Origin of the sequence: Mycobacteroides salmoniphilum (assembly GCF_004924335.1) — a bacterium.
GTDB lineage: Bacteria > Actinomycetota > Actinomycetes > Mycobacteriales > Mycobacteriaceae > Mycobacterium > Mycobacterium salmoniphilum.
Window position 1 is genome coordinate 1008353 of sequence record NZ_CP024633.1, and the last position, 19219, is coordinate 1027571.

18 protein-coding genes are annotated in these 19219 nt (G+C 65.8%); 14 read left to right on the forward strand and 4 right to left on the reverse strand.

What is annotated here, in order from left to right; translation table 11 throughout:
- Positions 1-52: 52 nt before the first annotated feature.
- From DSM43276_RS05020 to DSM43276_RS05040, 5 genes are all read left to right on the forward strand, one after another.
- Entirely contained in the window at positions 53-286 is a 234-nt protein-coding gene (locus tag DSM43276_RS05020) for a hypothetical protein (RefSeq protein ID WP_078329366.1), read from the forward strand.
- Between the two features lie 93 nt (positions 287-379).
- Positions 380-676, forward strand: coding sequence for a hypothetical protein (locus DSM43276_RS05025; RefSeq protein WP_078329367.1), 297 nt, complete (start codon positions 380-382; stop codon positions 674-676).
- 105 nt (positions 677-781) lie between these two features.
- Positions 782-1021, forward strand: a complete 240-nt coding sequence (locus DSM43276_RS05030; protein WP_078329368.1) for a hypothetical protein — start codon at positions 782-784, stop codon at positions 1019-1021.
- A 130-nt stretch (positions 1022-1151) separates the two neighbouring features.
- The gene (locus DSM43276_RS05035; protein WP_078329369.1) at positions 1152-1421 is read left to right on the forward strand and encodes a hypothetical protein; all 270 of its coding nucleotides are present in this window, start codon (positions 1152-1154) and stop codon (positions 1419-1421) included.
- Between the two features lie 89 nt (positions 1422-1510).
- Entirely contained in the window at positions 1511-1810 is a 300-nt protein-coding gene (locus tag DSM43276_RS05040) for a hypothetical protein (RefSeq protein ID WP_078329370.1), read from the forward strand.
- A 29-nt stretch (positions 1811-1839) separates the two neighbouring features.
- Here DSM43276_RS05040 and lysA read toward each other — a convergent pair whose 3' ends face one another.
- Positions 1840-3186 (reverse strand): diaminopimelate decarboxylase, encoded by a 1347-nt coding sequence (gene lysA, locus DSM43276_RS05045; protein ID WP_078329371.1) that lies wholly within the window; start codon positions 3184-3186, stop codon positions 1840-1842.
- 107 nt (positions 3187-3293) lie between these two features.
- On the opposite strand from lysA, the gene mfd reads away from it, so the two are divergent.
- The 4 genes from mfd to efeB (DSM43276_RS05065) all read left to right on the forward strand — a co-directional run bounded on the left by mfd (position 3294) and on the right by efeB (DSM43276_RS05065) (position 11335).
- The gene (mfd, locus tag DSM43276_RS05050; protein WP_078329372.1) at positions 3294-6947 is read left to right on the forward strand and encodes a transcription-repair coupling factor; all 3654 of its coding nucleotides are present in this window, start codon (positions 3294-3296) and stop codon (positions 6945-6947) included.
- A complete protein-coding gene (locus DSM43276_RS05055; RefSeq protein WP_078329373.1) occupies positions 6944-7933 on the forward strand; it encodes a nucleoside triphosphate pyrophosphohydrolase in 990 nt (329 codons plus the stop codon). Before mfd ends, DSM43276_RS05055 begins: the two co-directional genes overlap by 4 nt.
- A gap of 103 nt (positions 7934-8036) precedes the next feature.
- Positions 8037-10091 carry an iron uptake transporter permease EfeU gene (efeU, locus tag DSM43276_RS05060; RefSeq protein WP_078329374.1) on the forward strand — a complete coding sequence of 685 codons (2055 nt, stop codon included), beginning with the start codon at positions 8037-8039 and terminating at the stop codon, positions 10089-10091.
- 17 nt (positions 10092-10108) lie between these two features.
- The gene (efeB, locus tag DSM43276_RS05065; protein ID WP_078329490.1) at positions 10109-11335 is read left to right on the forward strand and encodes an iron uptake transporter deferrochelatase/peroxidase subunit; all 1227 of its coding nucleotides are present in this window, start codon (positions 10109-10111) and stop codon (positions 11333-11335) included.
- Here efeB (DSM43276_RS05065) and efeB (DSM43276_RS05070) read toward each other — a convergent pair.
- The 3 genes from efeB (DSM43276_RS05070) to efeU (DSM43276_RS05080) are packed head-to-tail and all read right to left on the reverse strand — an operon-like array spanning position 11332 to position 14640.
- Positions 11332-12603, reverse strand: coding sequence for an iron uptake transporter deferrochelatase/peroxidase subunit (gene efeB / locus DSM43276_RS05070; protein ID WP_412458657.1), 1272 nt, complete (start codon positions 12601-12603; stop codon positions 11332-11334). The genes efeB (DSM43276_RS05065) and efeB (DSM43276_RS05070) overlap by 4 nt on opposite strands.
- Positions 12584-13738, reverse strand: coding sequence for an iron uptake system protein EfeO (gene efeO / locus DSM43276_RS05075; protein ID WP_078329376.1), 1155 nt, complete (start codon positions 13736-13738; stop codon positions 12584-12586). Before efeO ends, efeB (DSM43276_RS05070) begins: the two co-directional genes overlap by 20 nt.
- Positions 13735-14640: an iron uptake transporter permease EfeU gene (efeU, locus tag DSM43276_RS05080; RefSeq protein ID WP_078329377.1), complete on the reverse strand. Its 906-nt coding sequence runs from the start codon at positions 14638-14640 to the stop codon at positions 13735-13737. The genes efeO and efeU (DSM43276_RS05080) overlap by 4 nt, the downstream gene beginning before the upstream one ends.
- Before the next feature lie 221 nt (positions 14641-14861).
- On the opposite strand from efeU (DSM43276_RS05080), the gene DSM43276_RS05085 reads away from it, so the two are divergent.
- The 5 genes from DSM43276_RS05085 to DSM43276_RS05105 all read left to right on the forward strand — a co-directional run bounded on the left by DSM43276_RS05085 (position 14862) and on the right by DSM43276_RS05105 (position 19042).
- On the forward strand, positions 14862-15581 hold the full coding sequence (locus DSM43276_RS05085) for a lytic transglycosylase domain-containing protein (protein ID WP_078329491.1): 720 nt from the start codon (positions 14862-14864) through the stop codon (positions 15579-15581).
- An 83-nt stretch (positions 15582-15664) separates the two neighbouring features.
- The gene (eno, locus tag DSM43276_RS05090) at positions 15665-16957 is read left to right on the forward strand and encodes a phosphopyruvate hydratase (protein WP_078329378.1); all 1293 of its coding nucleotides are present in this window, start codon (positions 15665-15667) and stop codon (positions 16955-16957) included.
- Between the two features lie 29 nt (positions 16958-16986).
- Entirely contained in the window at positions 16987-17616 is a 630-nt protein-coding gene (locus DSM43276_RS05095) for an FtsB family cell division protein (protein ID WP_109556054.1), read from the forward strand.
- Positions 17613-18092 carry a DUF501 domain-containing protein gene (locus DSM43276_RS05100; RefSeq protein WP_078329380.1) on the forward strand — a complete coding sequence of 160 codons (480 nt, stop codon included), beginning with the start codon at positions 17613-17615 and terminating at the stop codon, positions 18090-18092. Before DSM43276_RS05095 ends, DSM43276_RS05100 begins: the two co-directional genes overlap by 4 nt.
- The gene (locus DSM43276_RS05105) at positions 18086-19042 is read left to right on the forward strand and encodes a Ppx/GppA phosphatase family protein (protein ID WP_272948611.1); all 957 of its coding nucleotides are present in this window, start codon (positions 18086-18088) and stop codon (positions 19040-19042) included. Before DSM43276_RS05100 ends, DSM43276_RS05105 begins: the two co-directional genes overlap by 7 nt.
- Positions 19043-19219: the final 177 nt, after the last annotated feature.

A 19219-nucleotide genomic window follows, 5' to 3' on the forward strand; every position in this document is an offset into this window, starting at 1 on the left:
GCGCTCCGCACCGTTTGACATAACGAGTGGTTCGTCAGGGAGGTGGTCGGTCGTGACAGGGATTCGCCTCGTTCTGGGCGTGGTGGCCGCGCTCACGGTCGCGGTGGCAGGTGCTCCCACTGCGGCCGCAGACAACTGCAGTGGCCCGCTGACCGCGCGGGTGTGTGTGAAGCCGGGCAACGCCGAGTTGCATTCCACGCCGAATCGGGAGTTCATCCCGGAGGTTCCGCAGGCATCGCCGTGGCTGGTCGTCGGGGGCACCGGCTCGGGAATCTGGATCCCATGATGGAAACCGCGGCCGGGCCGAACGAGTGCGTGACATGCCTCGATCACCTAGAATTTAACTTGTTGGGGTTGACCACAGGATGAGGTGTTTGTCATGACGTCAGTAGTTGTGCGATGGGCAGTGGTCGGGGCTGCCGCGGCTGCGTTGGGCGCCTTGCCTGTGTCGCTGGCCTCGGTTGCCGCGGCCGATCCGCAGTGTGCGGACCCGGCCATGTGTCAATCCGAGCCGCCCAACCCCGAGAATTGCAACGGCGGACCCGACGACATGGTGTGCACCCGTGCGGGGGACGCAGAATTGCACTCGTCGCCGAACCCGGCAGATATCCCGCCGGTGCCGCAGGCCGAGACTCCGCCCTGGATGGTTTTCGGTAACCCCGGTATGGGCCACTAACCGCCTCGACACCGGGACAACACGGCCCTCGATAATTGCTTTGAGATCCTCATGAGTCTAATTTTGACTTGTTAGGAAATCTAAGCATTAAAGGGGTGTTGTTCCATGCCTGGCTTTCGATACGCCGTGGCGGTGGTAGCGACCGGTCTCCTTGCGGCGGTTCCTGTCAGTGGTGAGGTGGCAAGTCCGGCGAGTGTTGCCCACGGCGGGCACGGGCACTGCACAGAGCCCCGGACGGGCTCGGAGGTATGCGTCACGCCGGGTGATGCCGAGCTCCGGTCGTGGCCGGATCCGGCCGATCTGCCGACGCCGCCCGACGTTCCGGTGCGTCCCGACAACCTCTGAGATGGCTGTTGGGGGAGACGCGCGCGTAATCCTGGCCGATAGGTTCGAAAAAGCTGTGAACTAGCTGTATGACGTGCGAAAAGCGCCTAAAGTCAAACCCTGGGGTTGATCAATAGGCGAGGTGCTTGTCATGACGTCACAAGTGATGCGATGGGTGGTGGCAGCCGCGGCCGCGGCCGCGCTGGTCGTCATGCCCGCGGCACTGGCCCCGATGGCGGGCGCAGAGCAGCCGTGCGCGGATCCGGCGATGTGCCAGGCGCCGACCCCGGCGGCTCCGGTGCACGAGGACGCCGAATTGCACTCCAAGCCAAATCCGGCGGACATCCCGCAAGCTCCCCAGAGCGGCATGCCGCCCTGGCAGATGATCAATGCTCCCGGAGAGGCGCGTAATCACCCCTGAGTCGTGGCGCGGTTGGCAGTTGGCTGTGAACTGACTGGGAAAATGCCGGTCCGATGGCAACGTGAGGCAGGCGGACCTATCGTCTTCTCATGATGTTTGTGCTGGTACGGCGCGCGGCGCTGTTAGTCGCGGCGGGTGTCACCATCGGTATGCCGTTGGCTTTGGGGGTATCGCACGCTGATCCCCCGTGTGCGCCGGGTGCGGCCGCATGCGCGCTGCCCACCGCGGTCGTTCCGCCGGCCGGCGCGCACGAAAAGTGCAGTGCGCCAAAACCGGGTGAAGAAGTCTGCGCCGAGCCCGGTGACGCCGAGCTCCACTCAACCCCGACGGCCCACATCCCGGCGCCGCCCTTGACGGTTGCTCCGACCAAGAGCGGTGCCGCGCTCTAGGCGAACGAGCGCCGGGGCTCTTGCCTGCCCTAACGTGCGCCGCAGTCTCGCGACAGCAGGTCGGCGATCGTCTCGCGGCGTACCAGCTCGCGCACCCGTCCATCGCGCACCGCGATGACCGGGGGACGTCCGACCAGGTTGTAGGACGAGGCCATGCTGTGGTTGTAGGCGCCGGTGCAGGCCACGGCCAGCACGTCGCCGGGTCGCACATCCGAGGGCAGGCTGACATCGCGGGCGATCTCGTCACCGGATTCGCAGTGCCGCCCGGCCACGGTCACCAGCTGCGGCGGTGCGGATGGGTGCCGATTTGCTAGTGCCACACTGTATTTCGCGTCGTATAGGGATACGCGGGGGTTGTCGCTCATGCCGCCGTCGACGGCAACGAAGGTGCGTCCGCCGGGCTGAGTCTTGACAGACACCACGCGGTACAGCGTGACGCCCGCGCGCGCGGAGATGGCGCGACCGGGCTCCACCACGATGCGCGGACGCGGGAAACGCTCAGCCGCACAGGCGGCGTCGAGGGCATCGTCGATGAAATCGGCCAGTTCGGCGAGGTCGAGTTCGGGGTCACCCGAGCGGTAGGGCACACCGTGGCCGCCCCCGATGTTGAGTTCACTGAGGATCACGCCGTGCTTGGCGCGGATATCGGCCATCGCGGCGATCATGCGGCGGATGGTCTCGCCGTAGAGCGCGCAGTCGGTGACCTGCGAGCCGATATGGCAGTGCAGGCCCACCAGATCCAGCAGGGGTTGGTCAAGAACGCGGCGGGCGGCCTCGGTGGCATGCCCACCGTGGAGCGGAAACCCGAACTTCTGGTCGGTGACACCCGTCGTCACCGCGGCATGCCCGTGGATATCGACATCGGGGGTCACGCGCACCAGCACCCGTTGGCGTTTGGACAGCCGGGTCGCCAGGAACATGATCTCGGTGTAGGAGTCCACCACGATGCGGCCCACCCCCACCGCGGCCGCATCACTCAGCTCATCAGGGGTCTTGGCGTTGCCGTGCATGATGATTCGTTCCGGATCGAAACCCCCCGCGAGTGCGGTCGCCAACTCACCGGAGGAGCAGACATCCAGCGACAAGCCCTCTTGCGCCACCCAGCGCGCGACGTCGGTAGTCAGCAGTGCCTTGCTGGCGTAGGCGACCTCGATCTCGCGCAGGGTGCTGCGATAGCGACGGGCGCGGTAGCGGAAGTCCTCCTCGTCAAGCACGTACGCGGGGGTGCGGAATTGGTCGGCGATTTCCGAGAGCGCCGTCTCTCCGACGCACATCCGACCCTGCTCGTCCAGGTGCGTGGTGACCGGCCATACGGTCGGGTCGACGCGTGGCCGCGCCACGTTGTGTAAGGACGGCAGGATGTCCAGAAGTGTCATGTATCCACCGTGCGCCCGTGGCGATTGCATGCGGAGTTTCTTGACGTGCCCTTGACGGTGATGGGCCCGATTTTGGCGAGATCTGGGCGCCGTAGAATGACATCACCATGACTGTGACTGCCCCGCCTCTCGCCGGGGTGATCCGGACAGCCTTGCGGGATCCCGCATTCGATGTTCTCGCCCCGGCCATCGCCGCCAAGACCGGCCTTGATCTGACCGCACCGTCGTGTGCCCGTGCCTTCGTGGTGACCGGTATCGCCGACGCGAGCGATGCGCCCGTCTTGGTTGTGACGGCCACCACCCGGGAGGCGCAAGACCTCGTCGCCGAGCTGCGCGATGTATACGGCGATGCGGTGACGCTGTTGCCGTCCTGGGAGACGCTTCCCCATGAACGGTTGTCGCCCGGTGTCGACACCGTGGGTGCACGGCTGCAGGTGCTGCACCGGCTCGCCCATCCGGAGGATTCCCGGATGGGGCCACCGCTGCGGGTCGCGGTCACCACGATTCGATCGCTGTTGCAGCCGATGTCTCCCGGGCTGTTCGATCTGGAGCCCGTGGAGCTCACGGTCGGTGCCGAGTCGGAATTCGACGGACTGATCTCCCGGCTGGTCGAGCTTGCCTACACCCGGGTGGACATGGTGGCGGGCCGCGGTGAGTTCGCGGTGCGCGGCGGCATTCTCGATGTCTTCAGCCCCACCGCGGACCATCCGGTGCGTGTCGAGTTCTGGGGCGACGAGGTCAGCGAGATGCGCTACTTCTCGGTTGCCGACCAGCGATCGATCCCCGAGCTGGAGGTCACCTCCGTGCTCGCGATGCCTTGTCGCGAACTGCTGCTCACCGCGCAGGTGCGTGCTCGTGCCGCCGAGCTTGCCGCGGTGGCCAGTGCCTCCGCAGAGGTGCCCGATGAGCACCGGATCGGGACCGGCGTGGGGGAGATGCTGGCCAAGCTGGCGGATGGCATCTGCGTCGACGGCATGGAATCGCTGCTGCCCGTGCTGCATTCGGGTGAGCTCACCATGCTGGTCGACCATCTACCTGATAACGCCCCCGTGTTGGTCTGCGATCCCGAGAAGGTGCGCACCCGATCGGCGGACCTGGAACGCACCGGCCGTGAGTTCCTGGAGGCCTCCTGGTCGGTCGCCGCGATCGGCGCCGATGCGCCGATCGATATTGCCGCGCTGGCCGATTCGGGGTTCAGGGAGCTGGACGACGTCAAGCACACCGCCGATGAGGCCGGACATCCCTGGTGGTCGCTGAGCCCGCTGAGTATGGGTGATGACCGGTCTGTTGAGCTCGCGGTGCGTCAGTCGCCATCCTCGCGCGGTCACAAGGAGGGCGCCGCGGAGATTTTCGCGATGCTGCGCGCCCATGTGATGACGGGTGGACGGGCGGCCGTGGTGGCCGCCGGTGCGGGCACCACCCACCGGATCATCGAGCAGCTGGCCGAAACGGAAACGCCGGCAACACTGCTGGAGCCCGGAGCCGAGCCCGCCGAGGGTGTGGTCGGAGTGTTGCGCGGTCACCTCACCGACGGTGCGGTGCTGCCGGGGGCCAACATCGTCATCGTCACCGAGACCGACCTGACCGGCAGTCGGGTGGCGGCCACCGATGGCAAGCGGTTACCGGCCAAGCGTCGCAACCAGGTTGACCCGCTGGCCCTCAGTGCCGGCGATCTCGTGGTACACGATCAGCACGGCATCGGGCGATTTGTCGAGATGGTGGAACGCACCGTCGGCGGAGCCCGTCGGGAGTACCTGGTGCTGGAGTACGGGTCGAGCAAGCGCGGAGCCGCCGCCGGTGGGCAGAGCGATCGCCTGTATGTGCCAATGGATTCCCTCGATCAGTTGTCCCGGTACGTGGGTGGTGAGTCCCCCGGCCTGAGCCGCCTCGGGGGTAGCGACTGGACTAACACGAAGACCAAGGCGCGCAAGGCTGTTCGTGAGATCGCCGGTGAGCTCGTCGCACTGTACGCGGCGCGACAGGCCGCACCCGGGCACGCTTTCGCGCCGGACACTCCGTGGCAGCGGGAGATGGAAGACGCCTTCGGCTTCGTCGAGACCGTCGATCAGCTGACCGCCATCACCGAGGTGAAATCCGATATGGAGAAACCGGTCCCGATGGACCGGGTGGTGTGCGGCGACGTGGGCTACGGCAAGACCGAGATCGCGGTGCGCGCCGCGTTCAAGGCCGTCCAGGACGGCAAGCAGGTCGCGGTGTTGGTGCCCACGACACTGTTGGCAGACCAGCACCTGCAGACCTTCACCGATCGCACCGCGGGGTTTCCGGTGAAGGTGGCGGGCTTGTCCCGCTTTACCGATCCCGCCACCTCGAAGCTGGTCATCGAGGGAATGGCCGACGGCTCAGTCGATATCGTGATCGGCACCCATCGTCTGCTGCAGACGGCCGTGCGATGGAAGGACCTCGGTCTGGTGGTCGTCGACGAGGAGCAGCGCTTCGGCGTCGAACACAAGGAACACATCAAGGCGCTGCGCACCCATGTGGACGTTCTCACGATGAGTGCGACGCCGATTCCGCGCACGCTGGAGATGAGCCTGGCCGGCATCCGGGAGATGTCAACGATTCTCACTCCACCGGAGGAGCGCTACCCGGTCTTGACGTACGTGGGCCCGCATGACGACAAGCAGGTGGCGGCGGCACTGCGCCGCGAGCTGCTGCGCGACGGGCAGGCGTTCTACGTGCATAACAGGGTGAGCACCATCGACAGGGCCGCCGCCCGGCTGCGTGAGCTGGTGCCGGAGGCCAGAGTTGTGGTGGCGCACGGTCAGATGCCCGAGGAACTGCTGGAGCGCACCGTCGAGGGGTTCTGGAACCGGGAGTACGACATCCTGGTGTGCACCACCATCATCGAGACGGGGCTGGACATCTCCAACGCCAACACGTTGATCGTGGAGCGGGCCGATATCTTCGGGCTGTCGCAACTGCATCAGCTGCGTGGTCGCGTCGGTCGCAGCCGCGAACGCGGATATGCGTACTTCTTGTATTCGCCCGAGGTGCCGCTGACCGAGACCGCGTACGACAGGCTCTCGACTATCGCGCAGAACAACGATCTGGGCGCCGGTATGGCCGTGGCCATGAAGGACCTGGAGATTCGTGGTGCGGGCAACGTGCTCGGTGTCGAGCAATCCGGTCACGTCGCCGGGGTGGGTTTCGATCTCTACGTCCGGCTTGTCGGCGAGGCCGTCGAGGCATACCGCGCGGCCGCCGACGGGAAGACGGTGCAGACCGCGGAGGAGCCCAAGGAGGTGCGTATCGATCTTCCTGTCGACGCGCATCTGCCCACGGACTACATCGGCAGCGATCGGTTGCGCCTCGAGGCGTACCGCAGGCTGGCGGCGGCCGGGGACGCCGCGCAGATCAATGCGGCCGTGGAAGAGCTCCTGGACCGCTACGGGCCGCTGCCGCTTCCGGTGCAGCGACTGGTCGCCGTGGCCTCGTTGCGGTTGCTGTGCCGCGAGATGGAAATCACCGATCTGTCGGTAGCCGGCACCAATATCCGAATACAGCCGCTACCACTGCTGGATTCGGCGCAATTGAGGCTCAAACGTTTACACCCGGCGGCTCAATATCGTGCGACGACTTCCGTTGTCCAGGTTCCCATTCCGCGCGCCGGCGACGGGGGTGTGGGCTCGGAGCGGATCCGTGACCTGGAGCTCGTGCATATGATTGTTGATCTGCTGCTGGCATTGTCGGGGCGTCCCGCGGGCAGTGTTGATATAACACGAGTGGAGGTGAGCAAATGACCGTCATCCTTGTGGACCCGCGTCATCCGTCGATGGTCCCGGTGGAGGCGGTTGGTTTGCTCGCCGGCGATCTGCAGTACACCGAGGAGCTTCCGGTCCGGCTGGCGTGGACGCTGTCGACCGCGCGTCCGGTGTACATCGGCGAGGATGCCCCCGCGCTGTTGTCCTCGGACCGCGACCATCCGGAAGTGAAGGCGCGGATCGAGGCAGGGGCCAGGGTCATCGCGCCGCCGGCGCGACAGGGCGAGAAGCTCATCGACGCGGTGGCGGTGATGGACCGGCTGCGGACCAACGGTCCGTGGGAGAGCACCCAGACCCACGACTCCCTGCGCCGGTACTTACTGGAAGAGACCTACGAGCTGTTCGATGCCGTGCGCACCGGTGACGTGGACGAGCTTCGCGAAGAGCTGGGAGATGTGCTGCTTCAGGTGCTCTTCCACGCCCGCATCGCGGAAGACGCCCCGGAGCATCCGTTCAACATCGACGACGTCGCCGAGGCGCTGCTGAACAAGTTGGGTAACCGCATTCCGGTAATACTTGGTGCCGGTGGAGATTCCAGCTCGATCTCGCTGGAAGAGCAACTGGCGCAATGGGAAGAGCGCAAGGCGCAGGAGAAGGATCGCGACTCGTGCCTGGACGGTGTGTCCAGCAGCCAGCCCGCGCTTGCGCTCACCCAAAAGGTGCTGGGCAGAGTGATAGCCGCGGGGCTGCCCAAGGAGCTCATCCCGGCACAGCTGCTGTCGGTGACCATCGAACTCGACGGTGACGCCGAGAACCAGTTGCGTGCAGATGTTTTGGAGTTCATGGATACGGTGCGCCGCGCCGAGAAAGACATTCTGGCGGGGCGGCGCGGTGAGGATGTCGCCGCGGGATTGGCCAGCGCCGACCTGCGTGGTGTGGACGGCCAGGAATGGCGCAAACATTGGCTGCGGAATCCGGATGAGCGGCCTGCCGATGACGCCGGCACGGAGCCGGTCCAGACCTAGACGGTAGTTATGTCGGCGCGGAGCGGGCCTTTGGGCCCGGCATCGCGGGACTATGGTCCGCACAGCATTTGCACAGTATTTAGGTACGCCATACCTTATCTATGTGGTCTTATCGGATGCGGTTCCCAATCTGCTGATAGGCCTGCGAGAGGGCCTCGAGGCGGGGCTTGTGGTGAGCATTCTGCTTGCCGCTGTCCATCGTTCACCGCTGGCGGCCGACGGGCGCCGGGCCACCGCCCCGGTGTGGCTGGGCGTGCTCGGTGCACTCTCCGTGTCGGTCAGCTTCGCGGCAGTGCTCACCTCCACGACCAGCTCGCTCGGTGCACATGGTCAGGACGTGCTGGGCGGCGTGCTGAGCGTCCTTGCCGTCGGATTGGTCACCGCGATGATCTTCTGGATGTCGCGCACCGCGGCCAGCCTGTCCGGCGAGCTGTCGGGCAAGGTGGAGCACGCCCTCGTCCTCGGAGCAGGTGCGCTGGCCCTGACGGCGTTCTTGGCTGTCGCCCGCGAGGGATTAGAGACGACACTGTTCTTCTGGACCGCGGCCAAGGCGGCGGGGGAGACCACGGGACCGGTGATCGGCGGTGCCATCGGGCTGGCGATCGCGGTGGCACTGTGCTGGCTGCTGTATCGCCGCGCGGTCAAGCTCAACCTCAAAGTGTTCTTCACGCGTACGGCGGTGGTGCTCATTGTGATCGCCGCGGGGATCCTTGCGTACGGGATTGGCGACCTGCAGACCGCAGGCTGGCTGCCCGGGCGGACCTGGTACGCATTCGACCTGAGCCAACGCATTTCGGCGGACTCCTGGTGGGCCACCATCGTCACCGGCATCACTCAGCTCACCCCGCGGATGACCGTGCTGCAGGCGGTGGCCTGGGCTGGATACTTGATGCTGGTGATACCCCCGTTTTTGCGGGTATCGCGCGAAAACCATTCGCCCACTGGCGCGCCCGAGCCGGACGGCGAACCGTCGGCCTTCGCCCGGCTGATCGGTCAACGCCCGCTCGCGGTTGCCGCGGCGATCGTGGTGGTGCCCGTACTCGCGGCGGCCGGGGTCATCGGGATCCTCCCGTCCGCCAAGCGTGACGCTGGTACCCAGGTGACGGTGACTGCCACCGGGTGCGCAGAGGGCTGGAAATCCGCCGGCACCGGAGTGCAGACATTCTCTGTCGTGAACAGATCGGGCAAGACCGGTGAGATCAACCTGGTGGACGGCAACAACGGCGTGGTGGCCGAGATCGAAACTCTCGGTCCGTCGACCAGCGCCACCATCACCGCAACGCTCTCTGACGGGACGTACACGTTCGCGTGCCTGATGGCCGGGGAACCTGCCAGGTATTCAGCGGCCCTGCAGGTCAGTGGGAACGCCGTCCCTGGTGCGCCCCGGCCTGTCGTCAGGGTGACCGCGGACGACCTTAAGCCGCCCATGGAGGCCTACCAGCGTTACGCCGACAACCTCCTGGCCGTGCTGGGCACGCAGGCACAGCGACTTCGTGCCGACCTGGTCTCCGGCAGGATCGATGCGGCCAGAAACGATTGGGTGCCGGCGATTCTGACATGGAATCGGATCGGTGCGGCGTATGGCAGTTTCAAGGACTATGGGGATGCCATTGCCGGTCTGCCGCATGGGCTCCCAGAAGGGGTGAACGATCCCGGTTTCACGGGGCTGCGCCGCCTGGAGTACGGGCTGTGGCATGGGCAGCCCGCGTCGGTGTTGGTGCCGGTGGCAGACGAATTGGTGACCACTATCGACACGCTGCGCGCGCATCTGGCGGACGTGATGACCGAACCGGCCGATCAGACGAAACGCCCACACGAAATCCTCGAGGACACCTTGCGATTCCAGCTCATGGGCTTCACGAACCAGGGGGCGGGGACAGAGTATCCGGAGGCGGCGGCCGCGGTCGAAGCCACGCGTGCGGTGCTGGGTCAGTTCTCCGCGCTGATCACTGTGCGTGACTCAAAATTGTTGGGAGAAAGCAATTCCCAGCTCGATATTCTTGATGCGGCACTCAAGGCAACGCAGCAAGGCGGTCACTGGCGACCGCTTGCCCAGGTGCCGCTGGCTGGCCGCCAGGCGGTGGATGCCGCGCTGGGGCAAGTGCTTGAGACGCTCGCCTCGGTACCGCTACTCATCGAACTCCCACCGAGCCGTTGACCAAGGAGCCGCGCAATATGGATGTCAACCGCAGGAATTTCCTACGCGGCGCCGCCATCGGTGCCGCCGGCACCGCGGTCACGGGTGCGGTGCTCGCGCACGGTGCCGAGGTCGATGCGAACGCGGCCGCAGTAGCCGTGCCCCCGAACCGATACCCCTTCCACGGGGCCACGCAATCGGGAATCCTCACCCCGGTTCCCGCCGAGAAGCAGAATTTCGCCTGCCACGTAGCTTTCGACGTGACATCAAAGAACAGGGATGCGCTAGCTGGGGCCTTCAGGAAGCTGACCGAGCGTGCGCGGTTCCTGTGTACTGGCGGCACCCCGCCCGAGCTGGGTGTGGGGCAACCGCCCGCGGACAGCGAGGTGGTCGGGCCTGTGGTCGAGGCGGATGGCCTCACCGTAACGGTTGCTGTCGGGGCGAGCCTGTTCGATACCAGATTCGGCCTGGCCGATCGTAAGCCTGCCAAACTGAAACCAATGACGTTGTTTCCCAACGACTTTCCCGAGGCGGCATGGTCGCACGGCGATCTGCTGGTCCAGCTGTGTGCCCACAATCCCGACACGGTGCACCACGCACTGCGGGACATCACCCGTGCTGTGCGGGGCGATCTGCAGATGCGTTGGCGGATTGAGGGATACAACTCGCCGCCGCGCCCGTCGGGAACGGGCCGCAATCTGTTGGGCTTCAAGGACGGCACCGCCAACCCGGTCTCCAACGATGCCGAGAAGCTGATCTGGGTGAGCGAGGGTGAGCCGGCCTGGACGGCGAATGGCACCTACATGGTGGTGCGCCTTATCCGGATGCTCGTGGAGTTCTGGGACCGTGTCTCCATCAATGAACAGGAGCGTATGTTCGGCCGCCGGCGCGATAGCGGCGCACCGCTGGACGGGAACAACGAATTCGATACCCCTGACTACGCGGTAGATGCGGAGGGACAGACGATTCCGCTCGATGCGCACATCAGGCTGGCCAACCCGCGCACCACGGAAACGGATAACCAGCGGTTGGTGCGGCGTTCCTATAACTACGACCTGGGCGTGGACGTGAACGGGAACATGCAGTCAGGCCATGTGTTCGTCTGCTTCCAGCAAGATCTGGAGCGCCAGTTCGAAACCGTGCAGAACCGATTGAACGATGAGCCGCTCGTCGACTACGTACAGCCCTTCGGCGGCGGGTACTTCTTCGCGCTGCCCGGTGTTGCCGATGAGAACGACTGGTATGGAAAGGCCCTGCTCAGTTAGCCGAAGAGCGCCTGACCCCAATACTCCTTGGGGCCCAGTCCCGGCGGGCAGGCGAAGAGGGCCGATCCGGTATGCAGGATGTATTCGTTGAGGGCGTCCTCGGTGGCGAGCTTGCGCTGCATCGGGATGAACTGGCTCTGTGGATTGCGCACAAAGGCGATGAAGAACAGCCCAGCATCCAGATGTCCGAAGCCGTCCGACCCGTCGGTGAAGTTGTAACCGCGGCGCAAGATCTCGATACCGCCCAATTCCTCGGCAGAAGCCAGTCGCACGTGCGCGTCCACGTCGAGCAGCGGTTCCCCGTCGGATTTCTTACCGCTGAAGTCGATGGTCGCGAACTCGTCGGTCTGACCAATGGGCGCGCCGGATCCCTTGGCGCGACCGATGACTCGTTCCTGCTCGTTGAGTACGGTGCGGTCCCAGCTCTCGATCAGCATCCGGATGCGCCGTGCCACCAGGTAGGTGCCGCCCGTCATCCATTCAGGGTTGTCACCCTTGGCCACCCAGACACTGGTCTCGACCTTTCCGGTGTCTTCGGCCTTGATATTGCGGGTTCCGTCCTTGAACCCGAACAGGTTTCGCGGCGTCACCTGCGACCGGCTGGTCGAGGAGGTGCGGCCGAATCCCAGCTGCGACCACTTGACCGCGACGGTTCCAAAGCCCACCCGGGCCAGGTTGCGGATGGCATGCACCGCGACTTGCGGGTCGTCGGCGCAGGCCTGAATACAGATATCGCCGCCGCAACGGGCGGGGTCCAGCTTCTCGTTACGGAACTTGGGCAGCTCCTGCAACGGGGGCGGCAGCTTATCGGCGATGCCGAATCGGTCCACTCCGTCCTTGCGGAAGAAGGACGGGCCGAAGCCGATCGTCAGGGTCAGCGCGGAGGCAGCCAGGTCCAGTGCCTCGCCCGTATCCGTCGGTGGGGCATAGGGATTGCCGTCTACCGCACCGCCGGGTGTGGTCTCCTGGCCCTGGGACATCCGCTCGGCCATATCGGTCCACTGGCGCAGCATGGCCTGCACCTCGCCGCGGGTGGCGTTGGGCATCACGTCGAAGGCGCAGAAATGCATCCGGTTCTGGGCCGGGGTGGTGACTCCGGCCTGGTGATCGCCCCGGAACGGGACTCTGACGTTGACCGGCCCGGTGCTGGCCGCGCTCGCCCGACCGCCCAGCACCCCCGCGCCCGCTGCCCCGGCGACGGCGGCGGTGACCCCCGCCGCGCCCAGCAGCTTGCGGCGGTTGAAACCGCTACCGTCCGGCGATGACACCTTGTACCTCGCTGACCTCCTTGGACAACGCGTCGATGGCATGCGCCAGCTCGATGCGTTGATCCTGGGTTACGGTGTCGTACAAGACGAATCCGTCACCCTTGCGGTACTTGCCCAGTAGTGTGTCGACTTCCTTGAACCGCTTGTCGATCGCCTGTCCCAGTTCGGGTTTGCGCTCATCGAGGATCGGCCGCACGGTAGCGATCGCGTTCTGCGAGCCATCGACGTTGGCCTGGAAGTCCCACAGGTCGGTGTGACTGAAAGTCTCTTCCTCGCCGGAGATCTTCGTCCTGGCCACCTCGTCGAGCAGAGTCTGCGCTCCGCCGGCGATCTTGGTGGTGTTGATGTCGAAGTCCTTGGCGCGCACGCCGTCCGAGAGTTCCTTGATGTCCTTGAGCAGCTGATCGGCGATGGCGTCGGTATCCGGCTGTAGGCCTGTCACCCACAGATCCTTCTCCAGCCGGTGATAACCGGTCCACTTCTCGCCGGGCTGAAGATCGGCCTCGCGCAAGTCGATTCGCGGGTCAAGGTCGTTGGGGAAGGCCTCGGCGACGGGCTCGATCCGCTCGTAGTACACCCGGCTGGTCGGGTACTGCGCCTTGGCGGAGGCAATGTCCTTGGCCTTGACCGCGTCGACGAACTTGGCGGCGGATTCACTGAGGGCGTCCACCTGGCTGATCACGTAGCCGCGGTAGCGGTCGGTGGCGTCCTTGAACTTGCCCTCGGCGTCCAGCTTCACCGCGGCTCCGGTGATCTTGAAGTCGCCGCGGATGCCGTCGCCGATCATGCCCGGCTTGCACGCGGTCTGGTAGGTACCGGGCTCGGTGAACTGCACGATGAGCTTGCGGTTGATGCCCGAGCCGATGTTCTCGACCTCACCGAGCGCGCGGTCGCCCTTGTCGTACACGTAGAACTCGGTGACCTTTGACCCGTTGTTGGTCACCTGGAAAGTGACGGGGCCCGTGGTGGCCTCGGTCTTGGAGACCTCGCAGCCGGTGTCGGTGGCGGTCACGGTGATCTGCTGACCGGCACCGGCGGCACCACCCTCCGTGGGTTCCTTGGGGGTGCAGGCCGCCAGGGTTGTACCGGTGGCCACCGCAAGTGCGGTGGACGCAAAGGCGAGCGACAGTCTCATCCAGCGGTCCTCTCAGGTTGGGGTTCAGTGGTGTTGATTTCTTGGGGTTTTTCTTTGGGCGGCAAGGTCACCGGTCGCAGGAAAAGGCCGAGCACGATCACCAGGTAGGCGATCCAGCCCGTGAGTTGTAGCACCGTCGGGGTCGGTGTCACGTTGAAGATCCCGCGCAGCAGTTCGCCGTACCAGGCGCTCCAGTCGAACCAGTCGGTGATGTCAAAAGCCTTGTGGGACAGACCCGGAAGCCATCCGACCGTCTGAAGGGCGCCGATGCCGTAGGACAGGATGCCGGCGGCCACCACCACCAGAAAGGCCCCGGTGTACTTGAAGAACTTGCTCAAGTTGATCTTGATCGCGCCGCGGTACATGCCGTAGGACAACGCGGCCGCGGCGGCGACTCCGGTAACGAGTCCGGCTAGGGGCCAGGCGGTTCCGGCCTTGGCATACCCGACCATGAACAGTGCGGTCTCAACACCCTCACGGCCGACCGAGAGGAATGCGACGGTCAGGATCGCCAACGAGCCCGTTTCCAACGCCTGGGCCATACCGTGGCGCAGTTCGCCGGCGATGCTGGCCGCCGCGGTGCGCATCCACAGCACCATGGTCGTCACGATGGCCACCGCGATCAGCGAGGCCACCCCGGCGATCGCTTCGGCGCCGAGGTCGCTGATGGTGTTACTGCCGAAATGGATCGTCACGAAGATGAGCAAGGTCAGCGCGATCGCACCGGCCACACCCAGCCATACCCATCGCAGGGCATCGCGGCGGTTCGACTTCACCAGGAACGCCACCAGGATCATTACGACGATCCCGCATTCGAGCCCTTCGCGCAGGCCGATGAGGCCGCTGCTGAAGTATTGCGAGAAGCTTGTCGGCCCGTCGGCTAGGACGCCGATACTGCCCATGTCCAGGGTCCTTTTCGTTCATGTGACTTTGGCTAGCCAACGCTTGCCAAGGTGCGGCTGACCTTACCTGAATCGACCGCTGTCGAGCGATGGCACCGCATCGGCTGCGTTCGTGTGTGTCCAGGGCGTGCAACGATGGGGGGCAATCCATCGCACCGTCTAGGAGTTCCGTCGTGTCGTCCCTCGCCGTGCGCTCCCTGTCGGCGCGCTTAGTGCGGATTGTGCTCGTCGTCTCCATGTCGATGTTTCTGCTGGCAGCGGGCTGTTCCTGGCAGTTGGGCGGACGCTCGCCGCTACCGCAGGGGGTGCCGCCGCCCACCGGGGATCCGGTGCCCAACATCGCGACGCCGCCCGCGCACATCCAGGGGCGTCCTGCCGACCAGCTGCGTGAATGGTCGACGCCACGCGCCCAGAAGACGGGAATCCCCGTCATCGCGCTGGAGGCGTACGCCTACGCGGCCAAGGTTGCCGAGCAGGAGAACCCGCGGTGCAAGATCGCCTGGACGACGCTGGCCGGAATTGGCACTGTCGAGAGCCACAACGGCACGTACCACGGTGCGCAGCTGCAGCCCAACGGTGACGCACTGCCGCCGATCCGTGGGGTGCGCCTGGACGGATCCAACGGAAACCTGCGGCTTCCCGACACGGATAAGGGCGTGTTGGACGGCGACGCGAACCAGGATCGCGCGATGGGACCCATGCAGTTCATCCCCGAGACCTGGCGTATCTACGGCGTCCGGGCCGCTGGTGAGGGCGAGCCCAGCCCCGACAACATCGACGATGCGGCGCTGTCGGCGGCCGGGTACCTGTGCTCGCGCGGCGGTGACCTGAGTACCACCGAGGGCTGGATCAAGGCATTGTGGGCCTACAACATGTCGGACGTCTACGCCGAGCAGGTACGGGATTGGGCCACGGCCTACGCCAAGGGCGGCACGCTGTAGCACTAGTCTGTACCCGACGTTCTTCGCCCAAGCGGCTCATCAACGTACGACGACGGAACCGCAGCATCCCAAAAGGAGAGACAGTGCCGATTCTTGAGCAGGTAGGCGCACGCGAAATCCTCGATTCACGCGGCAACCCGACCGTCGAAGTCGAGGTCGCCTTGACCGATGGCACGTTCGCACGGGCGGCCGTCCCCTCAGGTGCCTCCACTGGTGAGCATGAGGCCGTCGAACTGCGCGACGGCGGCGCGCGCTACGGCGGTAAGGGTGTCACCAAGGCGGTGAACGCCGTGCTCGACGAGATCGCCCCGGCCATCATCGGTGAGAGCGCCGATGATCAGCGCCTCATCGATCAGGCTCTGCTCGACCTTGACGGCACCCCGGACAAGTCACGCCTCGGCGCCAACGCCATCCTGGGTGTCTCGCTGGCCGTCGCGAAGGCCGCTGCCGACTCGGCCGGACTGGCCCTGTTCCGGTATCTGGGTGGCCCGAACGCGCATATCTTGCCGGTGCCGATGATGAACATCCTCAACGGTGGCGCACACGCCGATACCGGGGTCGATGTCCAGGAGTTCATGGTCGCGCCCATCGGTGCGCCGAGCTTCAAGGAGTCGCTGCGCTGGGGCACCGAGGTCTACCACTCGCTCAAGTCCGTGCTGAAGAAGCAGGGCCTGGCCACCGGCCTTGGGGATGAGGGTGGATTCGCGCCCGATGTCGCCGGCACTCGGGCCGCGCTGGACCTGATCAGCATCGCGATCGAGGCGACGGGCCTCAAGCTGGGCTCGGACGTGGCGCTGGCACTGGATGTCGCTGCCACCGAGTTCTACAGCGCCGCAGATGGTTACAGCTTCGAGAAAGAGAAGCGCACCGCCGAGCAGATGGGCGCGTTCTACGCCGAACTGCTCGACGCCTACCCGCTGGTGTCCATCGAGGACCCGCTGTCCGAGGACGACTGGGATGGATGGGTGGCGCTCACCACGGCGATCGGTGACCGTGTTCAGCTGGTCGGTGACGACCTGTTTGTCACCAATCCCGAGCGCTTGGAAGAAGGCATCGAGCGGGGAGCCGCGAATGCCTTGCTGGTCAAGGTGAATCAGATCGGCACCCTCACCGAGACGCTCGACGCGGTGACACTGGCGCACAGCAGCGGCTACAAGACCATGATGAGTCACCGCAGTGGCGAGACCGAGGACACCACCATCGCGGATCTGGCCGTGGCGGTGGGCAGCGGTCAGATCAAGACCGGCGCCCCGGCGCGTAGCGAGCGGGTGGCCAAATACAACCAGCTGCTGCGCATCGAAGAGACGCTCGGGGACGCCGCTCGCTTCGCGGGCGACCTTGCCTTCCCGCGCTTCTCGATCGAGACGTCCGACTAGCGGACAAGCCGACGGGCTGAGGCCGAGCTATGGCTGAATCCAAACGCCGCCCCGCGTCCGGTAGGTCGCGTGGCCCAGCTCCGGCTGCCCGTAAACGGACACCGGTGAAGCGGCCGGCGCAGAAGGTCGTCAGGGGACCCGCCCGAAGTGGTCCGGCGGCATCCACCAAGGCCTCCAAGTCCGGCGGGACCACGGACGCGGTGGCCGCATCGATCGAACGCAGCGCCGAGCATCAGTCCGAGCAGCGCCTCGGTTCCACGGCGCGCCGCGCCGCCATCCTGGCGGCCGTGGTGTGTGCACTGACCCTGACCGTGGCCGGTCCGGTTCGCACCTATTTCGCGCAGCAGGCAGAGCGGAATCAGCTCGCGGCCGCGGAAGCCCAACTGCGCGGCCAGATTGCCTTGCTTGAGGATAAGAAGCGCCGGCTGGCGGATCCGGCCTACATCGCGGCCCAGGCGCGCGAGCGGCTGGGGTTCGTCATGCCGGGCGAGGTGCCGTTCCAGGTGCAGCTGCCCAACACCCCCGTCGACGCCCGGCCCCAGGGGCAGGGGCCGGTGGACAACGGCAATCCGTGGTACACCAACCTGTGGCACAACATCGCCGACTCTCCCACGGCCGTACCGACTGCGCCGCCGGCGTCACCGGCCCCGCTGCCGTGATCTCCGACGACGACATCGCTGCGGTCACCGGGCAATTGGGCCGCGCGCCGCGCGGAATGCTGGAGGTCTCCTACCGGTGCCCCAACGGTGAGCCGGCCGTGGTGAAGACCGCTCCGCGGCTGCCCGACGGCACGCCGTTTCCGACGCTCTACTACCTGACGCATCCGGCTCTGACGGCCGCGGCGAGCCGCCTGGAATCCGGTGGGCTGATGCGCGATATGACCGATCGCCTTGCCAACGACGAGGATCTGGCCGCCGCATATCTGCGTGCGCACGAGAGTTACCTGGCCGAGCGTGATGCCATCGAGCCGTTGGGCACCGCGGTCACCGCCGGCGGCATGCCCGACAGGGTGAAGTGCTTGCACGTGCTGATCGCGCATTCGCTCGCGATGGGCCCGGGTGTCAATCCCTTGGGGGATGAGGCAATTCGAGAGCTGACGGGCACCATGCCCGGTGTGCTGCCGGAGGTGTGGTGACGGCCGTTCGGGTGGGCGCCGTGGATTGCGGTACCAACTCGATCCGTCTGCTGATCTCGGATATCGACGACTCCGGGCGGTTGACGGACGTGCATCGGGAGATGCGGATCGTGCGTCTGGGGCAGGGTGTCGACGCGACGGGCGAGTTCGCGCCCGAGGCCATCGCGCGCACCCGGGTGGCGCTCGGGGCGTATGCCGAATTGATGAACTCCCTGGGGGTGCGGCGGGTTCGCATGGTCGCCACCTCGGCCGCGCGTGACGTCTCGAACCGCGAGACATTTTTCGCGATGACGGCCGAGTTACTCGGATTCGTCGTTCCGGGGGCCGTGGCGGAGGTCATCACGGGCACCGAGGAGGCCGCGCTGTCGTTCGCCGGCGCGGTGGGGGAGCTGGACTCGACGGCCGGGCCCTACGTGGTGGTGGACCTCGGCGGTGGGTCCACCGAGACGGTGATCGGTGATACCGGCGGGGTCAAGGCCAGCTTCTCGGCCGACATCGGTTGTGTGCGGCTCACCGAACGGTGCCTGCACTCCGACCCGCCCACCGCCGACGAAATCGCGGCGGCACGCGAGGTGGTGCGGGCGCAGTTGGCGCGGACATTCGACGCGGTGCCGGTCGAGCAGGCGCGAACGTGGGTGGGGGTCGCGGGTACGTTCACCACGCTCGCGGCGCTGGCGCACCGGCTGGACGCGTATGACCCGGCCGCGATCCATCTGTCGCGGGTGCCATTGGGGCGCCTTTCCGAGGTGACGTCCGAGTTGATCGCGATGCCCCGAGCGCAGCGGGCTGCCCTGGGGCCGATGCACGAGGGGCGTGTCGATGTCATCGGGGGTGGATCCATCGTCGTCCAGGAATTGGCGCGTGAATTGTCCGGCCGCGCCGGGATCACCGAGCTGGTGGTCAGCGAGCATGACATCCTCGACGGGATCGCGATGTCCTTACGCAAGTAACTGGGCCTTAACACGCGCCCCTGTGACCTGCGTAACAGTTGACAGTCTTACCCCTCCTCCGGTTGACAAGTGAACCAAATCAACTGACAGTTGATATATCAACACGACCAGATAACGGGCAGTTGAAGTCTGGTAAACGGTCAGTTGAGAGGCGCAGCGTCGCGCACGAGCCCGGAT

Coding starts and splice junctions, on each gene's coding strand:
- mfd (WP_078329372.1), top strand. CDS start 3,294: ATGACTGTGACTGCCCCGCCTCTCGCCGGGGTGATCCGGACAGCCTTG.
- DSM43276_RS05035 (WP_078329369.1), top strand. CDS start 1,152: ATGACGTCACAAGTGATGCGATGGGTGGTGGCAGCCGCGGCCGCGGCC.
- DSM43276_RS05025 (WP_078329367.1), top strand. CDS start 380: ATGACGTCAGTAGTTGTGCGATGGGCAGTGGTCGGGGCTGCCGCGGCT.
- lysA (WP_078329371.1), bottom strand. CDS start 3,186: ATGACACTTCTGGACATCCTGCCGTCCTTACACAACGTGGCGCGGCCA.
- DSM43276_RS05030 (WP_078329368.1), top strand. CDS start 782: ATGCCTGGCTTTCGATACGCCGTGGCGGTGGTAGCGACCGGTCTCCTT.
- efeU (WP_078329377.1), bottom strand. CDS start 14,640: ATGGGCAGTATCGGCGTCCTAGCCGACGGGCCGACAAGCTTCTCGCAA.
- efeB (WP_078329490.1), top strand. CDS start 10,109: ATGGATGTCAACCGCAGGAATTTCCTACGCGGCGCCGCCATCGGTGCC.
- DSM43276_RS05095 (WP_109556054.1), top strand. CDS start 16,987: ATGGCTGAATCCAAACGCCGCCCCGCGTCCGGTAGGTCGCGTGGCCCA.
- DSM43276_RS05055 (WP_078329373.1), top strand. CDS start 6,944: ATGACCGTCATCCTTGTGGACCCGCGTCATCCGTCGATGGTCCCGGTG.
- DSM43276_RS05040 (WP_078329370.1), top strand. CDS start 1,511: ATGATGTTTGTGCTGGTACGGCGCGCGGCGCTGTTAGTCGCGGCGGGT.
- efeO (WP_078329376.1), bottom strand. CDS start 13,738: ATGAGACTGTCGCTCGCCTTTGCGTCCACCGCACTTGCGGTGGCCACC.